This is a genomic window from Kitasatospora sp. NPDC096077 (assembly GCF_040303245.1).
Taxonomy (GTDB): domain Bacteria; phylum Actinomycetota; class Actinomycetes; order Streptomycetales; family Streptomycetaceae; genus Kitasatospora.
This window is the reverse complement of sequence record NZ_JBEOSV010000005.1, coordinates 1-17041: the sequence shown is the minus strand read 5'-3', so window position 1 is coordinate 17041 and position 17041 is coordinate 1. Positions and strand designations below refer to the sequence as shown.

12 protein-coding genes are annotated in these 17041 nt (G+C 68.9%); 3 read left to right on the top strand and 9 right to left on the bottom strand.

Annotated features, from left to right (window positions below):
• Positions 1–100 precede the first annotated feature (100 nt).
• From ABTZ03_RS06985 to ABTZ03_RS06945, 9 genes are all read right to left on the bottom strand, one after another.
• Entirely contained in the window at positions 101–1726 is a 1626-nt protein-coding gene (locus ABTZ03_RS06985; RefSeq protein ID WP_350511828.1) for a peptide ABC transporter substrate-binding protein, read from the bottom strand.
• 209 nt (positions 1727–1935) lie between these two features.
• Positions 1936–2952 carry an ABC transporter ATP-binding protein gene (locus ABTZ03_RS06980; RefSeq protein WP_350511827.1) on the bottom strand — a complete coding sequence of 339 codons (1017 nt, stop codon included), beginning with the start codon at positions 2950–2952 and terminating at the stop codon, positions 1936–1938.
• The gene (locus tag ABTZ03_RS06975) at positions 2945–3997 is read right to left on the bottom strand and encodes an ABC transporter ATP-binding protein (RefSeq protein ID WP_350511826.1); all 1053 of its coding nucleotides are present in this window, start codon (positions 3995–3997) and stop codon (positions 2945–2947) included. The genes ABTZ03_RS06980 and ABTZ03_RS06975 overlap by 8 nt, the downstream gene beginning before the upstream one ends.
• Before the next feature lie 19 nt (positions 3998–4016).
• Entirely contained in the window at positions 4017–4958 is a 942-nt protein-coding gene (locus ABTZ03_RS06970) for an ABC transporter permease (RefSeq protein ID WP_350511825.1), read from the bottom strand.
• Positions 4951–5880 (bottom strand): ABC transporter permease, encoded by a 930-nt coding sequence (locus ABTZ03_RS06965; RefSeq protein WP_350511824.1) that lies wholly within the window; start codon positions 5878–5880, stop codon positions 4951–4953. The genes ABTZ03_RS06970 and ABTZ03_RS06965 overlap by 8 nt, the downstream gene beginning before the upstream one ends.
• 141 nt (positions 5881–6021) lie before the next feature.
• A complete protein-coding gene (locus tag ABTZ03_RS06960; protein ID WP_350511823.1) occupies positions 6022–7668 on the bottom strand; it encodes a peptide ABC transporter substrate-binding protein in 1647 nt (548 codons plus the stop codon).
• Positions 7669–8100: 432 nt separating this feature from the next.
• Positions 8101–10005, bottom strand: a complete 1905-nt coding sequence (typA, locus tag ABTZ03_RS06955) for a translational GTPase TypA (RefSeq protein ID WP_350511822.1) — start codon at positions 10003–10005, stop codon at positions 8101–8103.
• 281 nt (positions 10006–10286) lie between these two features.
• A complete protein-coding gene (locus ABTZ03_RS06950; RefSeq protein WP_350511821.1) occupies positions 10287–12116 on the bottom strand; it encodes an ABC transporter family substrate-binding protein in 1830 nt (609 codons plus the stop codon).
• 92 nt (positions 12117–12208) lie between these two features.
• Entirely contained in the window at positions 12209–14857 is a 2649-nt protein-coding gene (locus ABTZ03_RS06945) for a SpoIIE family protein phosphatase (RefSeq protein ID WP_502894400.1), read from the bottom strand.
• 394 nt (positions 14858–15251) lie between these two features.
• Here ABTZ03_RS06945 and ABTZ03_RS06940 point away from each other — a divergent pair, with 394 nt between their 5' ends.
• From ABTZ03_RS06940 to ABTZ03_RS06930, 3 genes are read left to right on the top strand one after another with little or no spacing between them, the layout of a single operon-like run.
• A complete protein-coding gene (locus ABTZ03_RS06940; protein ID WP_350511820.1) occupies positions 15252–15461 on the top strand; it encodes a hypothetical protein in 210 nt (69 codons plus the stop codon).
• Positions 15445–15957, top strand: a complete 513-nt coding sequence (locus tag ABTZ03_RS06935) for a DUF6879 family protein (RefSeq protein ID WP_350511819.1) — start codon at positions 15445–15447, stop codon at positions 15955–15957. Before ABTZ03_RS06940 ends, ABTZ03_RS06935 begins: the two co-directional genes overlap by 17 nt.
• Positions 15954–16817, top strand: coding sequence for a helix-turn-helix domain-containing protein (locus tag ABTZ03_RS06930; RefSeq protein ID WP_350511818.1), 864 nt, complete (start codon positions 15954–15956; stop codon positions 16815–16817). The genes ABTZ03_RS06935 and ABTZ03_RS06930 overlap by 4 nt, the downstream gene beginning before the upstream one ends.
• Positions 16818–17041 lie beyond the last annotated feature (224 nt).

The following is a 17041-nucleotide window of genomic DNA, read 5'->3' as shown; positions in this document are numbered from 1 at the left end:
CCAGGGCACGCCCTGCGCGCGTGGCCGACCGGGGCCGGTCGGCCGAGAGGACCGGGCCCCGCCCCCCGTGCGGGGAGGGCGGGGCCGCGTGTGGGGCCGATCAGCCCTTGACCTCGACCTGGGTCCAGGCCGGGTTGCCGAAGGAGTCGAACTTCACGTTCTGCACCTTGTTCGAGTAGCCCGAGTTGGTACGGTAGTACCAGAGCGGGATGGCGGGCATGCCGCTCGGCAGCACGGCCTCGGCCTGCTGGTAGCCGGTCACCGTGTCGGCGACGCTGGCGGCCTCGTCGGCCTTGGTGGCCGCGTCGTCGAACTGCGGGCTGCTGTAGCCGAAGTCGTTGGAGGCCGCGCCGGTGCGGTACACGTCGGACAGGAAGTTGGCGTTCAGCGGGTAGTCCTGCACCCAGCCGGTGCGGAAGGCGCCGTTGAGCTGGTGCGCGGTGATCGCCGCGCGGGCGGTCTTGAAGTCGGGCTTCGGGTCGCCCAGGCAGTCGACGCCGGTGCTCTGCCGGATCGAGTTGCAGACCGCGTCGACCCACTCCTTGTGGCCGCCGTCCGCGTTGTAGGTGATCAGCAGCTTGTTGTTGGGGACGCCGCCGCCGTCCTGGATCAGCTGCTTGGCCTTGGCCGGGTCGAACTTGCAGTAGTCGCCGCAGGCGCCGTCCTTGTAGCCCTCGACGCCCTCGGCGACCCAGGCGGTGGCCGGCTTGCGGGAGCCCTGCAGCACGGTCTTGGTGATGGTGTCGCGGTCGATCGCCATCGACAGGCCCTGGCGGACCTTGGCCTTGTCCGGCGCGGACCAGTCGGCCTGGTACAGGGTGAAGCCGATGTTCTGGATCGCGCCCTGCGGGGCGTCCACCGCCCGGTCCCCGAGGTCGCCCTTGTACGTCGCCAGCGCGGACGGCGGCACCTGGTCCATCACGTCCAGGTTGCTGGACTGGAGGTCCGCGTAGGCGGCCTCGGACGTGGTGTACATCTTGAAGACGATGCCGCCGTTCTTCGGCTTGTCCACGCCCTGGTAGTCCGCGAAGGCCTTGGTGACCACCTCGGTGTTGTGCGACCAACTGACGAACTGGTAGGGCCCGTTGCCGACCGGCTTCTGCCCGTACCCGGCCGGGTCCTTGAAGAAGCCGTCCGGCAGCGGGGAGAAGGCGATGTAGCCGAGCTTGTACTCGAAGTACGAGACCTTGTGGCTCAGCTTGACGGTGAAGTGCAGGTCGTCGGTGACGGTCAGTCCGGACATCTTGTCCGAGGTCGGCTTCCCGCCGGCCGGGTGGACGTCCTGGTAGCCCTCGATGTCGGAGAACCAGGAGCTGTTGATCTGCCCGTTGGCCGGATTGGCGGACCAGTTCCAGGAGTCGACGAAGTTCTTGGCGTGCACCGGGGTGCCGTCGTGGAACTTCCAGCCGTCCTTCAGCGTGACGTCGAAGGTCTGCGAGTCGCTGGTGTCGATCTTGTCCGCGACCTGCATCCGGATCTTGGCATTGCTCGGGTCGTAGTCCACCAGCCCCTTGAAGAGGTTCTGGATGATGCGACCGCCGCCGACCTCGTTCGCGTTGGCGGGCTGCAGCGGGTTCTGCGGCTCGCTGCTCTGGTAGCTGAAGGTCTTGCCGGCGTCCGACGAGCTGCTGCCGCCGCCTCCACCGCCGCTGCACCCGGCGGTGGCCACCAGGGCCACGGACGTCGCAGCGGCGAGGACCAGGCGGGCACGGGCGGCTACGGGCATGGAGGTCCCTCCTCATGGGGTGTGTGTCGCATCACACCCCATGAGAAGCGGCCCTCGGTGACGGCGCGAGCCGGGTGCACCCGGACGGGTGCCGTGACCCCCTCCCGAGTTGACGCGGCGTCCGCCCCGGAGCACGCCGGAGCCGCCCCCGGGAACGCCGGAAGGGCCCGTGGCCGGAGCCACGGGCCCTTCCGGGTGCGTACGGGACGTCAGGCCGCGGCCGACTCCCGGACCTCCGGGAAGTGGCAGGCCGACTCGTGCGCGGCCGGGCCCTCCAGGGTGGTCGGGATCGCCAGCAGCGGGATCTCCTCGGCGCAGCGGTCCTCCGCCTTCCAGCAGCGGGTGCGGAAGCGGCAGCCGGACGGCGGGTTGGCCGGCGAGGGGATGTCACCGCTGAGGATGATCCGCTCGCGGGACTCGCGCGCCGTCGGGTCCGGCACCGGCACCGCGGAGAGCAGCGCCTGGGTGTACGGGTGGGTGGCGTTCTCGTAGATCTGCTCGTCGGAGCCGATCTCGACCATCTTGCCCAGGTACATCACGCCGACGCGGTCGGAGATGTGCCGGACGATGGAGAGGTCGTGCGCGATGAACATGTACGACAGGCCGAACTCGCCCTGCAGCTGCTCCAGCAGGTTGATCACCTGCGCCTGGACGGACACGTCCAGGGCGGAGACCGGCTCGTCGCAGATGATGATCTCGGGCTTGAGCGCGAGGCCGCGGGCGATGCCGATGCGCTGGCGCTGACCGCCGGAGAACTGGTGCGGGTACCGGTTGATGTACTCCGGGTTCAGACCCACGACGTCCAGCAGGTCCTGGACCGCCTTGCGGCGGTCGCCCTTGGGCGCCACCTCGGGGTGGATCTCGAAGGGCTCCCCGATGATGTCGCCGACCGTCATGCGCGGGTTCAGCGAGGTGTACGGGTCCTGGAACACCATCTGGATGTTGCGGCGGACGGCCTTGAGCGCCGAGCCGCCCAGGGTGGAGATGTCCTCGCCCTTGAACAGCACCTGGCCGGAGGTGGCCCGCTCCAGGTTCATCAGCACCTTGGCCAGCGTGGACTTGCCACAGCCGGACTCGCCGACGATGCCGAGCGTCTCGCCCTTCTCCAGCTCGAAGCTGATGCCGTCGACGGCCTTGACCGCGCCGACCTGCTTCTTGAAGAGCACGCCCTGGGTCAGCGGGTAGTGCTTGACCAGGTCCTTGACCTCCAGGATCTTCTCAGCCATGGAGGGTCTCCTTCCAGAGGTGGCACGCGCTGCGGCGGCCGGCGAGCTCCGCGCCGTCCTTGTCCGTCACGTGGTGCAGCGCCGGGGTCTCCGTGCGGCACAGGTCGGTGGCGACATCGCAGCGGGGGTTGAACGCGCAGCCGGTCGGAACCTTCAGCAGGTTCGGGGGCAGACCCTTGATCGCGTACAGCTCCTGGCCCTTCTGGTCCAGGCGCGGGATCGAACGAAGCAGACCCTTGGTGTACGGGTGCGCGGGGTTCGCGTACAGGTCGTGCACCGGGGCGGTCTCGACGATCCGGCCCGCGTACATCACGGCGATCTTGTCCGCGACGTCGGCGACCACGCCGAGGTCGTGGGTGATCAGGATCAGGCCCATGTTGTACTCGGCCTGCAGCTCCGCGAGCAGGTCCATCACCTGGGCCTGGACGGTGACGTCCAGGGCGGTGGTGGGCTCGTCGGCGATGATCAGGTCGGGCTGCAGCGACATCGCCATGGCGATCATGATGCGCTGGCGCATGCCGCCGGAGAACTGGTGCGGGTAGTCGTTCACGCGCTGCTTGGCAGCGGGGATGCGCACCCGGTCCATCAGTTCGATGGCCTTGGCCTTCGCCTCGGCCTTGGAGGCGCCCTGGTGCACCCGGAACATCTCGCCGAGCTGGTAGCCGACGCTGAGCACCGGGTTGAGGGCGGACAGCGCGTCCTGGAAGATCATCGCGATCTTCCGGCCGCGGACCTTGCGCCGCTCCTCGTTGCTCATCTTGAGCATGTCCTGGCCGCGGAACAGGATCTCGCCCTGGGTCACCTTGCCCGGGGGCATGTCCAGGATGCCCATGATGGTCTGGGCCGTCACGGACTTGCCGGAGCCGGACTCGCCGAGGACGGCGAGGGTCTCGCCGGCCGCGACGGAGTAGTTGACGCCGTTCACGGCCTTGGCGATGCCGTCCCGGGTGTGGAACTCCACGTGGAGGTCCTTGACCTCCAGAAGCGGGGTACCGACTTCGAGACGGTCGTCATTCTGCTGGTTGTTCTCGATCACGGTGGTCATCGGGTCGTCACCTCTTCTCTCAGCGGAGCTTCGGGTCGAGGGCGTCGCGCACCGCGTCGCCGAGCATGATGAAGGCCAGCACGGTCAGGCTCAGCATGCCGGCGGGGAAGAACAGGGCGAACGGCGCCGTACGGATCACCTTCTGGGCCGAGTTGATGTCGATACCCCAGGAGATGGTCGGGTCCTGCAGACCGATGCCGAGGAAGCTCAGCGTGGCCTCGGTGGCGATGTAGCCGCCGAGCGCGATGGTCGCGACCACGATCACCGGGGCGACCGCGTTCGGCAGGATGTGCTTGAACATGATCCGGCCGGTACCGGCGCCGAGCGCCTTGGCCGCGGTCACGAAGTCGGACTGCTTGATCGTGATCACCGAGCCGCGCATGACACGGGTCATCTGGGTCCAGCCCAGGGCGACCAGCGCGAAGACCACGCTCCAGACGGTGCGCGAGGTGAAGGCGTTGAGGATCACCAGGGCGCCGAGCAGCAGCGGGATGCCGAAGAAGATGTCGGTGATGCGGGAGATGATCGTGTCGATCCAGCCGCCGAAGTAGCCGGCGAGCATGCCGGTGATGCCACCGAGGATGGTGACGCCGACGGTGACGCAGATGCCGACCACGACCGAGGCGCGGGCGCCGTAGATGACGCGGGCGTAGATGCTGCGGCCCTGGAGGTCGTAGCCGAACCAGTCCGCCCCGAAGAAGTGGGTGTAGTCCGGCTTCGTCAGGTAGTGGTTGCGCAGGTCGCCGGCGCGCGGGTCCACCGAGGTGAACAGGCCCGGGGCGATCGCGATGACGATCAGCAGCAGGATCAGCAGCGCGGAGATCACGAAGATCGGCTTGCGGATCAGGTCGTGCCAGGCGTCGGAGCCGAGGCTGCGGGGCTTCTCGGGCTTGGCGGCCGCCACGACGGCGGTCTGGGCCGGGGTCTCCTCGACCGTCTCGTTCTTGGTCAGGTCAGGCATAACGGATCCTCGGGTCCAGGACCGCGTAAAGCAGGTCGACGATCAGGCCGGCGGCCAGGTACACGAGCACCAGGAAGGCGACGAAGCCGGAGACCGTCGCACCGTCCTTCAGGTTGATCGCGTGGTAGAGCGCGTTGCCGACGCCCTTGACGTTGAAGATGCCCTCGGTGACGATCGCGCCGCCCATCAGGGCGCCCAGGTCGGTGCCGAGGAAGGTGATCACCGGGATCATCGAGTTGCGCAGCAGGTGGGTGCCGATCACCTTCCGGCGCGGCAGGCCCTTGGCCACCGCGGTGCGGACGTAGTCGGCCTTGATGTTCTCGGCTATGGAGGTACGGGTGAGACGCGCGACGTAGGCCAGCGACAGCGAGCCGAGCACCAGAGCCGGCAGCACCAGCTGGGTGAGGTCGTTGCTGTCCTGGACCGTCGGGGTGACCCACTTGAGGTTGGTCGCGAAGATCGTCTGGAAGATGAAGCCCAGCACCGGGACCGGGATCGAGATCAGCAGCAGGGTGAAGACCAGCGCGCCCTTGTCGAACGCCTTGCCGCGGCGCAGACCGGCGAACAGGCCGATGCCGATGCCCAGCACGATCTCGATGGCGAACGCGAACAGCGCGAGCCGGATGGTGACCGGCAGCGCCTCGGTGATCTTGTCGATCACCTGACGTCCGTCCAGGGGGGACGTGCCGAAGTCGCCGGTGAGCAGCTTGCCCATGTAGTCGAGGTACTGGCTGACCAGCGGCTTGTCGAACCCGTACTGGTGCCGCAGCGCGGCGAGCTGCACCGGGTCCGGCGCCTTGTCGCCCCACATCGCTGCCACCGGGTCACCGGGCAGCGCGTGCACCATGAAAAAGATGAGTGCGGTTGTTCCGAGGAACACCGGGATCATCTGGAGCAGTCGCCTCGCGACAAAGCGCCCCATCGTGCCTCCATGTATGACTCTGCCGGGCCCGTCAACCCGGCAAGAGATAAGTCGGCGTGCCAACGGCCGGTGCCAGTCCTCGCCCTTGTGGGGATGGGACGGGCACCGGCCGTTGTCACCGGGTCAGGCGGTGCCGACCGATTACTTCTTCTTCTTGACCTCGACGTCGGTGTAGACCGGGTCGCCGAAGGAGTTGAACTTCACGTTCTGGACGTTGTTGGAGTAACCCGAGTTGGTCTTGTAGTACCAGAGCGGGATCGCCGGCATGTCCTTGGCCAGAACGGCCTCGGCCTGCTGGTACAGCTCCGCGGTCTTCTCCACCGTGGTGGCGGCGTCGGCCTGCTTGGCCAGCGCGTCGAACTCGGGGCTGGAGTAGCTGGCGTCGTTCGCCGCGGCACCGGTGCCGTAGACGTCGCGCAGGAAGTTGGCGTTCAGCGGGTAGTCCTGCACCCAGCCGGTCCGCATCATGCTCGAGACCTGCTTCTTGGTGACGATGTCACGCGAGGTCTTGAAGTCCGGCTTCGGGTCGCCGAGGCACTCGACACCGGTGGCCTGCTTGATCGAGTTGCAGACCGCGTCCACCCACTCCTTGTGACCACCGTCGGAGTTGTAGAGGATGGTGATCTTGTTGCCGGGGACGCCGCCGCCGTCGGCGATGAGCTGCTTCGCCTTGGCCGGGTCGTACTTGCAGGCGTCGCCGCAGGTGCCGGCCTTGTAGCCCATGACGCCCGGCGCCACGAACGAGTCGGCGGGCTGACGGCTGTTGTTCAGCACGGTCTTGGTGATGGTGTCGCGGTCGATCGCCATCGACAGGCCCTGGCGGACCTTGGCCTTGTCGGTACCCTGCCACTCGGGCTGGTACATCGCGAAGGAGATGTTCTGGATGGCGCCCTGGGCCTGGTCGATCGCCCGCTTGCCCAGGTCGTCCTTGTACTTCGGGAGGTCGGTCGAGTCGACCTGGTCCAGCACGTCCAGGGTGTCGGACATGAGGTCCTTGTACGCGGCCTCGGGGGCGGTGTAGTTGCGGAAGACGATTCCGCCGTTCTTCGCCTTGTTGGTGCCGGTGTACTTGTCGTAGGCCTTCAGCGTGATGGCCTTGTTGTGCTCCCACGAGACGAACTGGTAGGGGCCGTTGCCGACCGGCTTCTCGCCGTAGCCCTTCGGGTCGCTGAAGAACCCGGTGGGGAGCGGGAAGAAGGCCGAGTAGCCGAGCTTGTACGTGAAGTACGAGACGGGCTGCGTCAGTTCGATGGTGAAGTGGGTGTCGTCGACGACCTTGAGGCCGGTCATCTCCTTGGCGGTCGGGTCGCCCTTGTCCGGGTGGACGGCGTCGTAACCGACGATGTCGGAGAACCAGTCGGAGTTGATCTGGTTGTTGGCCGGGTTGGCGGACCAGTTCCAGGAGTCGACGAACGACTTGGAGGTGACCGGGGTGCCGTCGTGGAAGGTCCAGCCGGACTTCAGCGTGACGGTGTAGTTCTTGGCGTCGGTGGTCTCGATCTTGTCGGCCACCTGGTTGCGCAGTGCACCGGTCGCGGGGTCGTAGTCGACGAGGCCCGTGAAGAGCTGCTTGACGATACGGCCGCCCTGGTTCTCCATGGCGTTGGCCGGCTGGAGCGGGCGCTGCGGCTCCGCGCTCTGGAAGCTGAACGTGCCGTTCGGGTCGACCGCGGCGCTGTCCGAGCTCCCGCCGGAGGTGTCGCTGCTGCCGCTGCTGCTACAAGCAGTCGCGGCGAGCGCGACAGCAACAGCTGCGACAACCCACTTGGCCTGGCTCACACCACGCATCGGTGTGCCTCCTGAATTCGACGTTTGCGACGAGGAAGGCAGCGCGGAACGGTGATCACCGGGTCCGCATTGCCGTCCGCGCTCGTGGTTTCGGCGCGCACCCCTGCGCGTTCACCCTTGACCCGAGCCTGACTGCACCCACTATCCGTCACGCACGGACACGAAAGTGACCAGTGACGATCTCAATTAGGTCACATGAACAGTCGGTAAGTTTCGAAAACCGGACATATGAGACATAGCCAGACAGGCACCAAACGGACAGTCGTCACGGATGACGAACTGTCACGTTCGCTCAGCGGACACCCGGGTGTGATGAGCGCTATTCGGTGAATAGCGACCCGGGCAACTTGGAGTAGTTGAAAAAGTTCGCCCCCCTCTCCATCGGAAAGGGGGGCGAAGCATTCCGGCCAAAGGCCGATCAAGCCGTCCGGATCACACCTTCTTGGCGCGCGAGGCGGTGCGGCCGCGGTCCTTCTGGTCGAGGACGACCTTGCGGATGCGAACCGTCTCTGGGGTCACCTCGATGCACTCGTCCTCGCGGCAGAACTCCAGCGACTGCTCCAGCGAGAGCTTGCGCGGCGGGACGATCGACTCGGCCACGTCAGCGTTCGAGGAACGCATGTTGGTGAGCTTCTTCTCCTTGGTGATGTTCACGTCCATGTCGTCGGCGCGCGAGTTCTCGCCGACGATCATGCCCTCGTACACCTCGGTGCCCGGGTCGCAGAAGAGCACGCCGCGCTCCTGCAGGTTGGTCATCGCGAAGGCGGTGACCACACCGGCCCGGTCGGCGACCAGCGAGCCGTTGTTGCGGGTGGTCAGCTGGCCGAACCACGGCTCGTGACCCTCGTGGATCGAGTGGGCGATGCCGGTGCCGCGGGTGTTGGTGAGGAACTCGGTGCGGAAGCCGATCAGGCCGCGGGACGGCACCACGAACTCCATCCGGACCCAGCCCGAGCCGTGGTTGGACATGTTGTCCATCCGGCCCTTGCGGATGCCCATGAGCTGGGTGACGGCACCCATGTGCTCCTCGGGCACGTCCACGGTGAGGCGCTCGACCGGCTCGTGGGTCTTGCCGTTGACCTGCTTGGTGACCACCTGCGGCTTGCCGACGGTCAGCTCGAAGCCTTCCCGGCGCATGGTCTCGATCAGGATGGCCAGCGCCAGCTCACCGCGGCCCTGCACCTCCCAGGCGTCCGGGCGCTCGGTGTCCAGCACGCGCAGCGAGACGTTACCGATCAGCTCGCGGTCCAGGCGGTCCTTCACCTGGCGGGCGGTGACCTTGCGGTCCACCTTGACGCCGGCCTTGGCGTCGGCGCCCTTGCCGGAGCCACCGCGGCCGACCAGCGGCGAGGTGTTGGTGCCGATGGTCATCGAGATGGCCGGCTCGTCCACCGTGATGAGCGGCAGCGCGATCGGGTTCTCCGGGTCGGCCAGGGTCTCGCCGATCATGATCTCGCCGATGCCGGCGACGGCGCAGATGTCACCGGGGCCCGCCACCTCGGCCGGCTTGCGGGTGAGCGCCTCGGTCATCAGCAGCTCGGAGATGCGGACGTTCTGGATCGAACCGTCGCGCTTGATCCAGGCCACGGTCTGGCCCTTGCGCAGCTCGCCCTGCTCGACGCGGAGCAGCGCGATGCGGCCGAGGAAGTTGTCGGCGTCCAGGTTGGTGACGTGGGCCTGGAGCGGCGCGTCCTCGTCGTAGCTGGGGGCCGGGACGTGCTCCAGCAGGGTGGAGAAGAACGGCTCCAGGTTGGTGCTGTCGGCCGGGACGGTGCCGTTCTCCGGCTTGGTCAGCGACGCGACGCCGTCACGGGCGCAGGCGTAGACGATCGGGAACTCGATCTGCTCCTCGTCCGCGTCCAGGTCGAGGAACAGGTCGTAGGTCTCGTTGATGACCTCGTCGATCCGGGAGTCCGGACGGTCGGTCTTGTTGATGCACAGGATGACCGGCAGGCGCTGGGCGAGCGCCTTGCGGAGCACGAAGCGGGTCTGCGGCAGCGGACCCTCGGAGGCGTCGACCAGCAGGACGACCGCGTCCACCATCGACAGACCGCGCTCGACCTCGCCACCGAAGTCGGCGTGGCCCGGGGTGTCGATGATGTTGATGGTGATCGGCGCGCCACCGTCCTTCGGGTGGTACTTCACCGCCGTGTTCTTCGCGAGAATGGTGATGCCCTTCTCGCGCTCCAGGTCGTTCGAGTCCATCATGCGGTCGTCGAGGTGCTGGTGGGCGGCGAAGGCGCCGGCCTGCTTCAGCATGGCGTCGACCAGCGTGGTCTTGCCGTGGTCGACGTGGGCGACGATGGCGACGTTACGGATGTCGTTGCGCGTGGGCATGCCTAGCTGATTCTCCCGGAATCGTGGGTTACGGCGGGCCCGGCCGCGAGACGCGCACCGGCGGCCCTTCGGCCGCGCCACCCGTTCCGCCTGCTACTACCGGTCCACCCGCCGGGCATCTGGACATGCCTCGGCTTTTCCCTATGGTACGGGGAAGCGCCCAGCGGGGCAGAAACGGGCAGGTCGGGCGGGATCAAGATCACAACCGGGTCACCCGCTCGTCACCCGCCGGTCGCGTGCCGACCGCCCGCCGTTCGCCGCCCGCCGGGCTCCCGGGACGGCTACCGCTTCCAGCCCACGTCCTGGAACCGCGGCCAGCCGAAACCGAACGCGCCGACCCCGGTGACCCCGGTCCGCACCCCGACCAACTCGGGCCGCTGGTAGAGCGGCACCGAGTGGCCGAGCTGCCAGATCCGGACGTCCGCCTCCTGGAGCAGGTCCAGCCGGGCGGCCGGGTCGAGCTCGGCGGCCGCCCGGTCGAACAGCCGGTCGATCTCCTCGGTGCCGCTGCGGCCGTAGTTGGCGCCGACGTCGGGCGTGCCGTCCGGATCCGGCCGGGGCTTGGCGTACGCGGCCCGCTGTTCGGCGGCCGGGCTGGGGCCGACCGGCCAGGAGAAGAGCGCCAGGTCGTAGTCGCCGGCGGCCAGGTGGTCCTGGACGAAGGTCCCGGCGGGCGCGGTCTGCAGCCGCACCACGACCCCGTACTCGGCGAGGTCGGCGGCCAGCGCGTCGGCGGTGCGCCGGGCGATCGCCGAACCGGCCGGGACGAGCAGGCCGAGGGCCAGCTCCTTGCCGTCCTTGGTCCGGGTGGCGCCGCTGGCCAGCTTCCAGCCCGCCTCGTCCAGCAGCCGGGCCGGCTCCGCCGGTGCGGTCGCGGCGCTGTCGTCCCGGTAGCCGTCCTGGTCCGCGGCCAGCAGGTGGCTGCCGAGCGGGGCGCCGGGCAGGCCGAGCGGGCCGAGCGCGGCCTCGGCGATCCGCCGCCGGTCGACGGCCCGGCCGATCGCCTTCCGTACGGTCGGGTCGGTGAGCGGGCCGCGGGTGGCGTTCAGGGTGAGCTGGGTGAGCGAGGCGGCGGACGCCCGGTGCACGGTGACCCCGGGCAGCGACTCGGCCCGCCGCAGCGCGAGCGCCGCCGCCTCGGGAGCCGGGACGGGCGGGGCGGGCGGAGCGGCGGCACCGCCCGTGCGCGCGGCGGTGGCACCGCCCGAGGGGTCGGCCGGGGGCGCCGCCGTGGGGGCGGCCGGCTCCGCCCGGTCCACCGCGGCGGTGAGCGGGGCGACGTCCAGCCGGCCCTGGTCCAGCGCGTCCAGCCGCCGTTCGGGCGCCGACGCCAGGAAGTCGATCCGGTCGGTCTTCGGCAGGTCCCCCCACCAGAGCGGGTTGCGCTCCAGGGTGACCTGCCCGCCCTCGGCGTCGTACCGGGTGAGGGCGTACGGTCCGGCGCTCAGGTGGCCGGTGCCGGTCAGCGCCCGGTTGAAGGCCTCCGGCCCGGACGTCTCGGCGGCCGGGTAGAGCGGCCCGAACAGCGCCCGCCACTCGGCGTAGGGCCGCCGGAAGGTCACCTTGACCTCGTGCGGATCGCCGCCCGGGGTGACCGAGTCGATGGCGTCGTACCCGGCCGCCCGGGTGCCCCGGTAGGCCGGGTCCAGCCCGGACAGGGCGGCCCGCTGGGCGGTGAGGTCGGCGGCCGACAGCGGGGTGCCGTCGCTCCAGACGGCGTGCGGGTTGAGCCGGTAGGTGACCACCTGCGGCTGCTGCCCGGGCGGGGTGGACTCGGCGCCGACCAGGTAGTCCGGGTCGGGGACGAGCCGGCCGTGCTCGTCGGGCCGGAACAGCGAGGGGTACAGCGCGTGGGCGAGCAGCGCCGCGTCGGCCCCGGCGTCCCGCTGGTAGACGTTGAGCGTGGCCGGGACGCCGTCCAGCGCCCAGTGCAGCGTCCCGCCGTCCCGGACGGCGCCGCGGTCGGCGGGCCGGACGTCCCCGGTGGTGGCGCTGGGATCGGCCTGGGCCGGTGCGGCCGAGGGCCCGCGGGCCGGGTCGTCGGAGCAACCGCCGAGACCGGCGGCGAGCAGCAGCGCGACGGCTGCGACGGTGAGCTGGCGGACGCGCATGGCGGCCATCGAACGCCGCCCGCCCGGCCCGGCCGGTGCCGACACGGCGGGCCGCCGGGCGACTGCACCCGGACGGCCCACACCCGGCCGGCCTACAGCCCCAGTTCGAACCAGACGATCTTGCCCTTGGGCGTGCGCCGGCTGCCCCAGCGCTCGGCCAGCAGGCTGACCAGCTGCAGGCCGCGCCCGCCCTCGTCGGTCTCCTGGGCGCGCCGCTGCCGGGGCTGGGCGTAGCCGTCGTCCCAGACCTCGCAGACCATGCTGCGGTCGCGCAGCAGCCGCAGCCGGATCTCGCCCCGGCCGTGCTTGAGGGCGTTCGTGACCAGCTCGCTGACCAGCAGCTCGGTGGTGTCGACCAGCTCGTCCAGGCCACGGGCGAGCAGCCAGCTGCAGGCCAGTTCGCGGGCCTTGGCGACGGAGGTGGGCTCGGGCGGCAGGAACCAGTTGCCGACGGCGTCCTCGGGGAAGGCGTGCACCTTGGCCATCAGCAGCGCGATGTCGTCCTCGCCGTGGTGCGGGTCGAGTTCGCCGAGGACGTGGTCGCAGAGGTCCTCCAGGCCCCGGCCCCGGTCGGCGAGCGCGGCCCGGAAGGCGCGCAGGCCCTCGTCCAGCTGGTGCTTGCGGCTCTCCACCAGGCCGTCGGTGTAGAGGCCGAGCACGGCGCCGTCGGGGAGGGTCAGCTCGACCTCCTCGAAGGGCTCGCCGCCGACGCCGAGCGGCAGTCCGGGCGGCACGTCGAGCATCCGGGCGGGCTCGCCCGGGCTGAGCAGGACGGGCGGCAGGTGGCCGGCGTTGGCGAACACGCAGCGGCGGGTGACGGCGTCGTAGACGGCGTAGACGCAGGTGGCCAGGTAGACCTCGCGGGCCTCCTCGTCGGCCGTCGAGGTGAGCCGGCCGTACGGGGTGGGCGGGCCGGCCGGGACGGAGTCGTCGCCGAGGCCGCGGGCGATCTCGTCCAGCGCGCCGAGCACCTCGGCCGGGTCGAGGTCGAGCATCGCCAGGGTCCGGACCGCGGTGCGCAGCTGGCCCATCGCGACGGCGGCCCGCAGGCCGCGGCCCATCACGTCGCCGATGACCAGCGCGGTGCGGTTGCCGGGCAGCGGGATGACGTCGAACCAGTCGCCGCCGACCTCGGTGTTGTTGTTGCTGGGCAGGTAGCGGCAGGCGATCTCCAGGCCGCTGGCGGCCGGGTTGCCCGGGGGCAGCAGACTGCGCTGGAGGATGAGCGCCCGCTCGTGCTCGCGCCGGTAGAGCCGGGCGTTGTCGATGCAGACGGCGGCGCGGGCGACCAGTTCCTCGGCGATCGCGACGTCGCGGGCGTCGAAGGGCTCGCTGCCGATCGCCCGGGAGAGCTGGACCAGGCCGAGCACCTGGTCGCGGGCGACCAGCGGGACGATCAGGGTGGAGCGCAGCAGCGGGTCGCGGCCGGGCTCGGGGACGACGCTGCGGCCGGTGCGCAGCGCCCGGGCGTGCGGGGAGCGGCGCGGGTAGCAGAGGGTGCCGCCGGCCTCGGCGATCGGCAGGCCGGTGACCGAGCCGAGCACCGAGGAGGCGCCGCCGATCACGCTGGAGACGGCGACCCGGCGCAGTTCGCCGCTGCCGTCGGTGAGCACGGTGTCGCCGAGCCGGCCCGCGCTGGGGACGGTCTCGCCGGAGAGCAGCGCGGTGTACAGGTCGACGGTGGCGAGGTCGCAGAACGGCGGGACGACGACGTCGAGGAGCTCCTTGGCGGTGGTCTCCAGGTCGAGGGTGGAGCCGATGTGCGCGCTGGCCTCGTTGAGCAGCGCGAGGTTGCGGCGCACGCCGTCGGCCTCGCGCTCGGCGACGTGCCGGCTGGTGACGTCGGAGACCTGCCCGGCCACGCCGATCGGCTGCCCGGCGGAGCCGTTCAGCCGGTACAGCGAGACGGCCCAGAGCCGGTTGCCCTCGCGGGTCGGGACGGCGCTGTGGAAGCGCAGGTCGAAGACGGGTTCGCCGGTGGCGAGGACCTTGCGCAGGGCGGCGCTGAGCCGGTCGGCCTCGGACGGCGGGAAGAGGTCGTGCGGGGTGAGGCCCTCCAGGTCGGTGGGGACGAGCCCCATCCCGGAGGCGAAGGCGTCGTTGACCCGCTGCAGCCGCAGCCGGTCGTCGAAGAGCACGAAGCCGGTGGGCGTCTGCCCGAAGACGGCCTCGGAGGCGGCGAGGTCGGTCTCGATCCGGCGCAGTCGGCCGAGGTCGACGGCGAGACAGGTGGCACCCGCGGTGGGCAGGGCGCTGTCGGGCATCAGGTAGAGCTCGGCGAGGCCCTCGCCGCCGCCGGCGTCCCGGTAGGGGGTGGTGCCGACCCACTCCTCGCCGGCCAGGGTGCGCTCCAGCCGGGCGCGGCCGCGCCGCCAGAGTTCGCGGGGGACGAAGGTGGTGATCGGGTCGGCGCCGACGGCCTCCACGGCCGGGATGCCGAAGAACTCGGCGGCGCGCTCGCTCCACTGGCTGATCCGCCCGTCGGGGCCGATCGCGAAGGTGGCGACCCGGATGTAGTCGTAGATCGAGCCCGGGTCCCCGGCGCCCCAGGGCCGGGGATCGCCGGTGGGGTGGGCGCCGCGGACCGGGTCCGCCGCACCGGTGCCCGGCGGTGCCGCCGGTACGGGCAGGTGCGGTGAACCGGCCTGCCCGGGCACGGCGACATGACCGCTGCTGCTCGGCGCGTTCCGCGCCGGAGTGCTGTTCAACGGACCGACCCGTCGAATACTGTCTTTGCCCATCAGGCTACCACCCGCCGCACCGGCGCCACCGTGCCGTACCGGTCCTGCCGTGTCACCGCTGGCCACCACCTTCGCCGATCGCCTCGTTCGCGATGCTACTGGGCTTACCTGATCAACGGGAGCGATCCGACGCGCCGTCTCGAAGCCGTGATGTTCCCCTCCCCTACACCTTCGGATCCATGCGGACATACGCCCGATTGGGGGCCGCTGGCCACGCAAGACCACGGAACAGCTTGCCCCGTCCCGTGATCCCTCATTGCCCTACGCCGCGAGGCCCAACCATGATCCTTAGTCAATGACGTGCATAGTCACGTCTATGCATGGACGGCCCGCCCCTGACGGCCCTAGCTTGGTCATCAGTTAGTCAAACCGGCTTGCAGCAAGGAGACTTGACATGTCTGGACGTGCAGCGCTCACACGCCTTACGGGCAGCGGGAGCGGCGAGTGTGGCGAGAAGGACTGCCCCAACGTCTACCGCACCGAGAAGGGCTCGTTCGTGGTCCAGGGTGACGTGTCCCAGGCCTTCACCCCGCCGGAGGGCGAAGGCCTGGTGGAGATCCCCGAGAGCGTCCTGAGGGAGGCCTTCCGTGCTCTTGGCTGGTGACGCCTGGAATCAGTGCTTCGATTCCATGCAGTCGGAGGCGTGGCGACTCGAAACGCTGCCCACCTACACCATGCCGCAGGAAGCAGAGAAGCTTGCGCGTTTCCTGGCCGGAGAAAATTCGCCCGACGACTACAGTTCGGCATGGATGGGCGAGGTCGGACAGTGGACGGCCGAGGGAAAACGCGTTGGACGTGTTCACATCGTCAGCCGCCCGCTTTCCGACTATCTCCGCTTCGAGTTCGAATACTACTACCGGCATCACGTAAGGGCCGGCGAGGATATCAGAATCCTTGACGTGACAGACAGAGGAAACCCGCTCCCGCTCGCGCAGGACTTCTGGATGTTCGACAAGTCCAAGGTCGTCCTCATGAACTATAGGGAAGACGGAACGCAAATCAGCCGCGAACTCTTCGACGGCGACCCGGAACCGTTCCTTGATTATCAGCGGGTTGCCATTGCGGAGTCGGTTCCATTCCTGGAGTACGTCAGATCGTGACGCTCCATCCCGAGCAGCTGGGCCAATCAAAACAGGAACTAGCTGCAACACTGAAAGAACTGCGAAAGCGAGCCGGGCTCTCAGGAGCTCGGCTCGCTGCGCGCTGCAACATGTCTCAGTCCAAGATTTCCAGGATTGAGAACGGAAAAAGCCCAGCGAGCCTTGTGGATGTCGAACGGATCCTTCGGGCCCTGGAGGCTCCATCGGAGGTGCTGGCCCAGGTCACAGAGCTTGCCCGCTTGGCGAACACCGAGTGGCAAGGCCTCCGATCGCTCCGCCGGAAGGGTCTTCACCATAAGCAGCACGAGCTTGCTGGCCTGGAGTCTTCGTCCGCCGAGTTCAAATTCTTCCTACTATCGATGATTACGGGACTTCTCTCAACCCCGGACTACATCAAGGCGAGCCTTGCCCATCTCGAAGGGGATCAGAGCAAACTCATTGCGCGAAAGCTGAGCCGTCAAGAAGTCCTCTACGACACGAGCAAGAAGTTCACGTTCCTGCTGTCGGAGATGGCGGTCAGGTGGCCGCTGATCCCAGCCCCGGCCATGGCCATGCAGCTTGATCGGATCATCTCCGTTTCGAGGCTCCCCAATGTCCAAATCGGGATTATCCCTCTGAGGGGCCTCATGCCGGTGGCCCCGATGGATACTTTCACCATATATGACACCTCTCTCGTCACCATTGAGACAACCAGTGGAGTTCTTGCACTCAGAGACCCAAAAGACGTAGCGATGCATCTTGAAGCTTTCGCAACCATGGCGGGCTACGCCCTTTTCAATGAAGAAGCGCGGAGCCTGCTCAAACGATGGTCAGATGATTTTCTGGACCCACCCAGGGAATTTATGCAGCCACGTGAATAAACGTGGAATTGAGAGCCCGGGAGTCCTACCGTGGTAGCTCGTCCAGGAAATCCGAGAGCCACGGGAGTGCTCATGTTCGCCACGGGTTCCGTACTGCCGACCGACACGGGCCAACCGCCGAAGCGCCGCCGTTCCCACGCGGAGCTCATGGAGCGGATCGACAACAACCCGGTTCGGAAGGACCTGACGACCGGCCACCTGGTGGAGCTGGTGGGGGCCCAGGA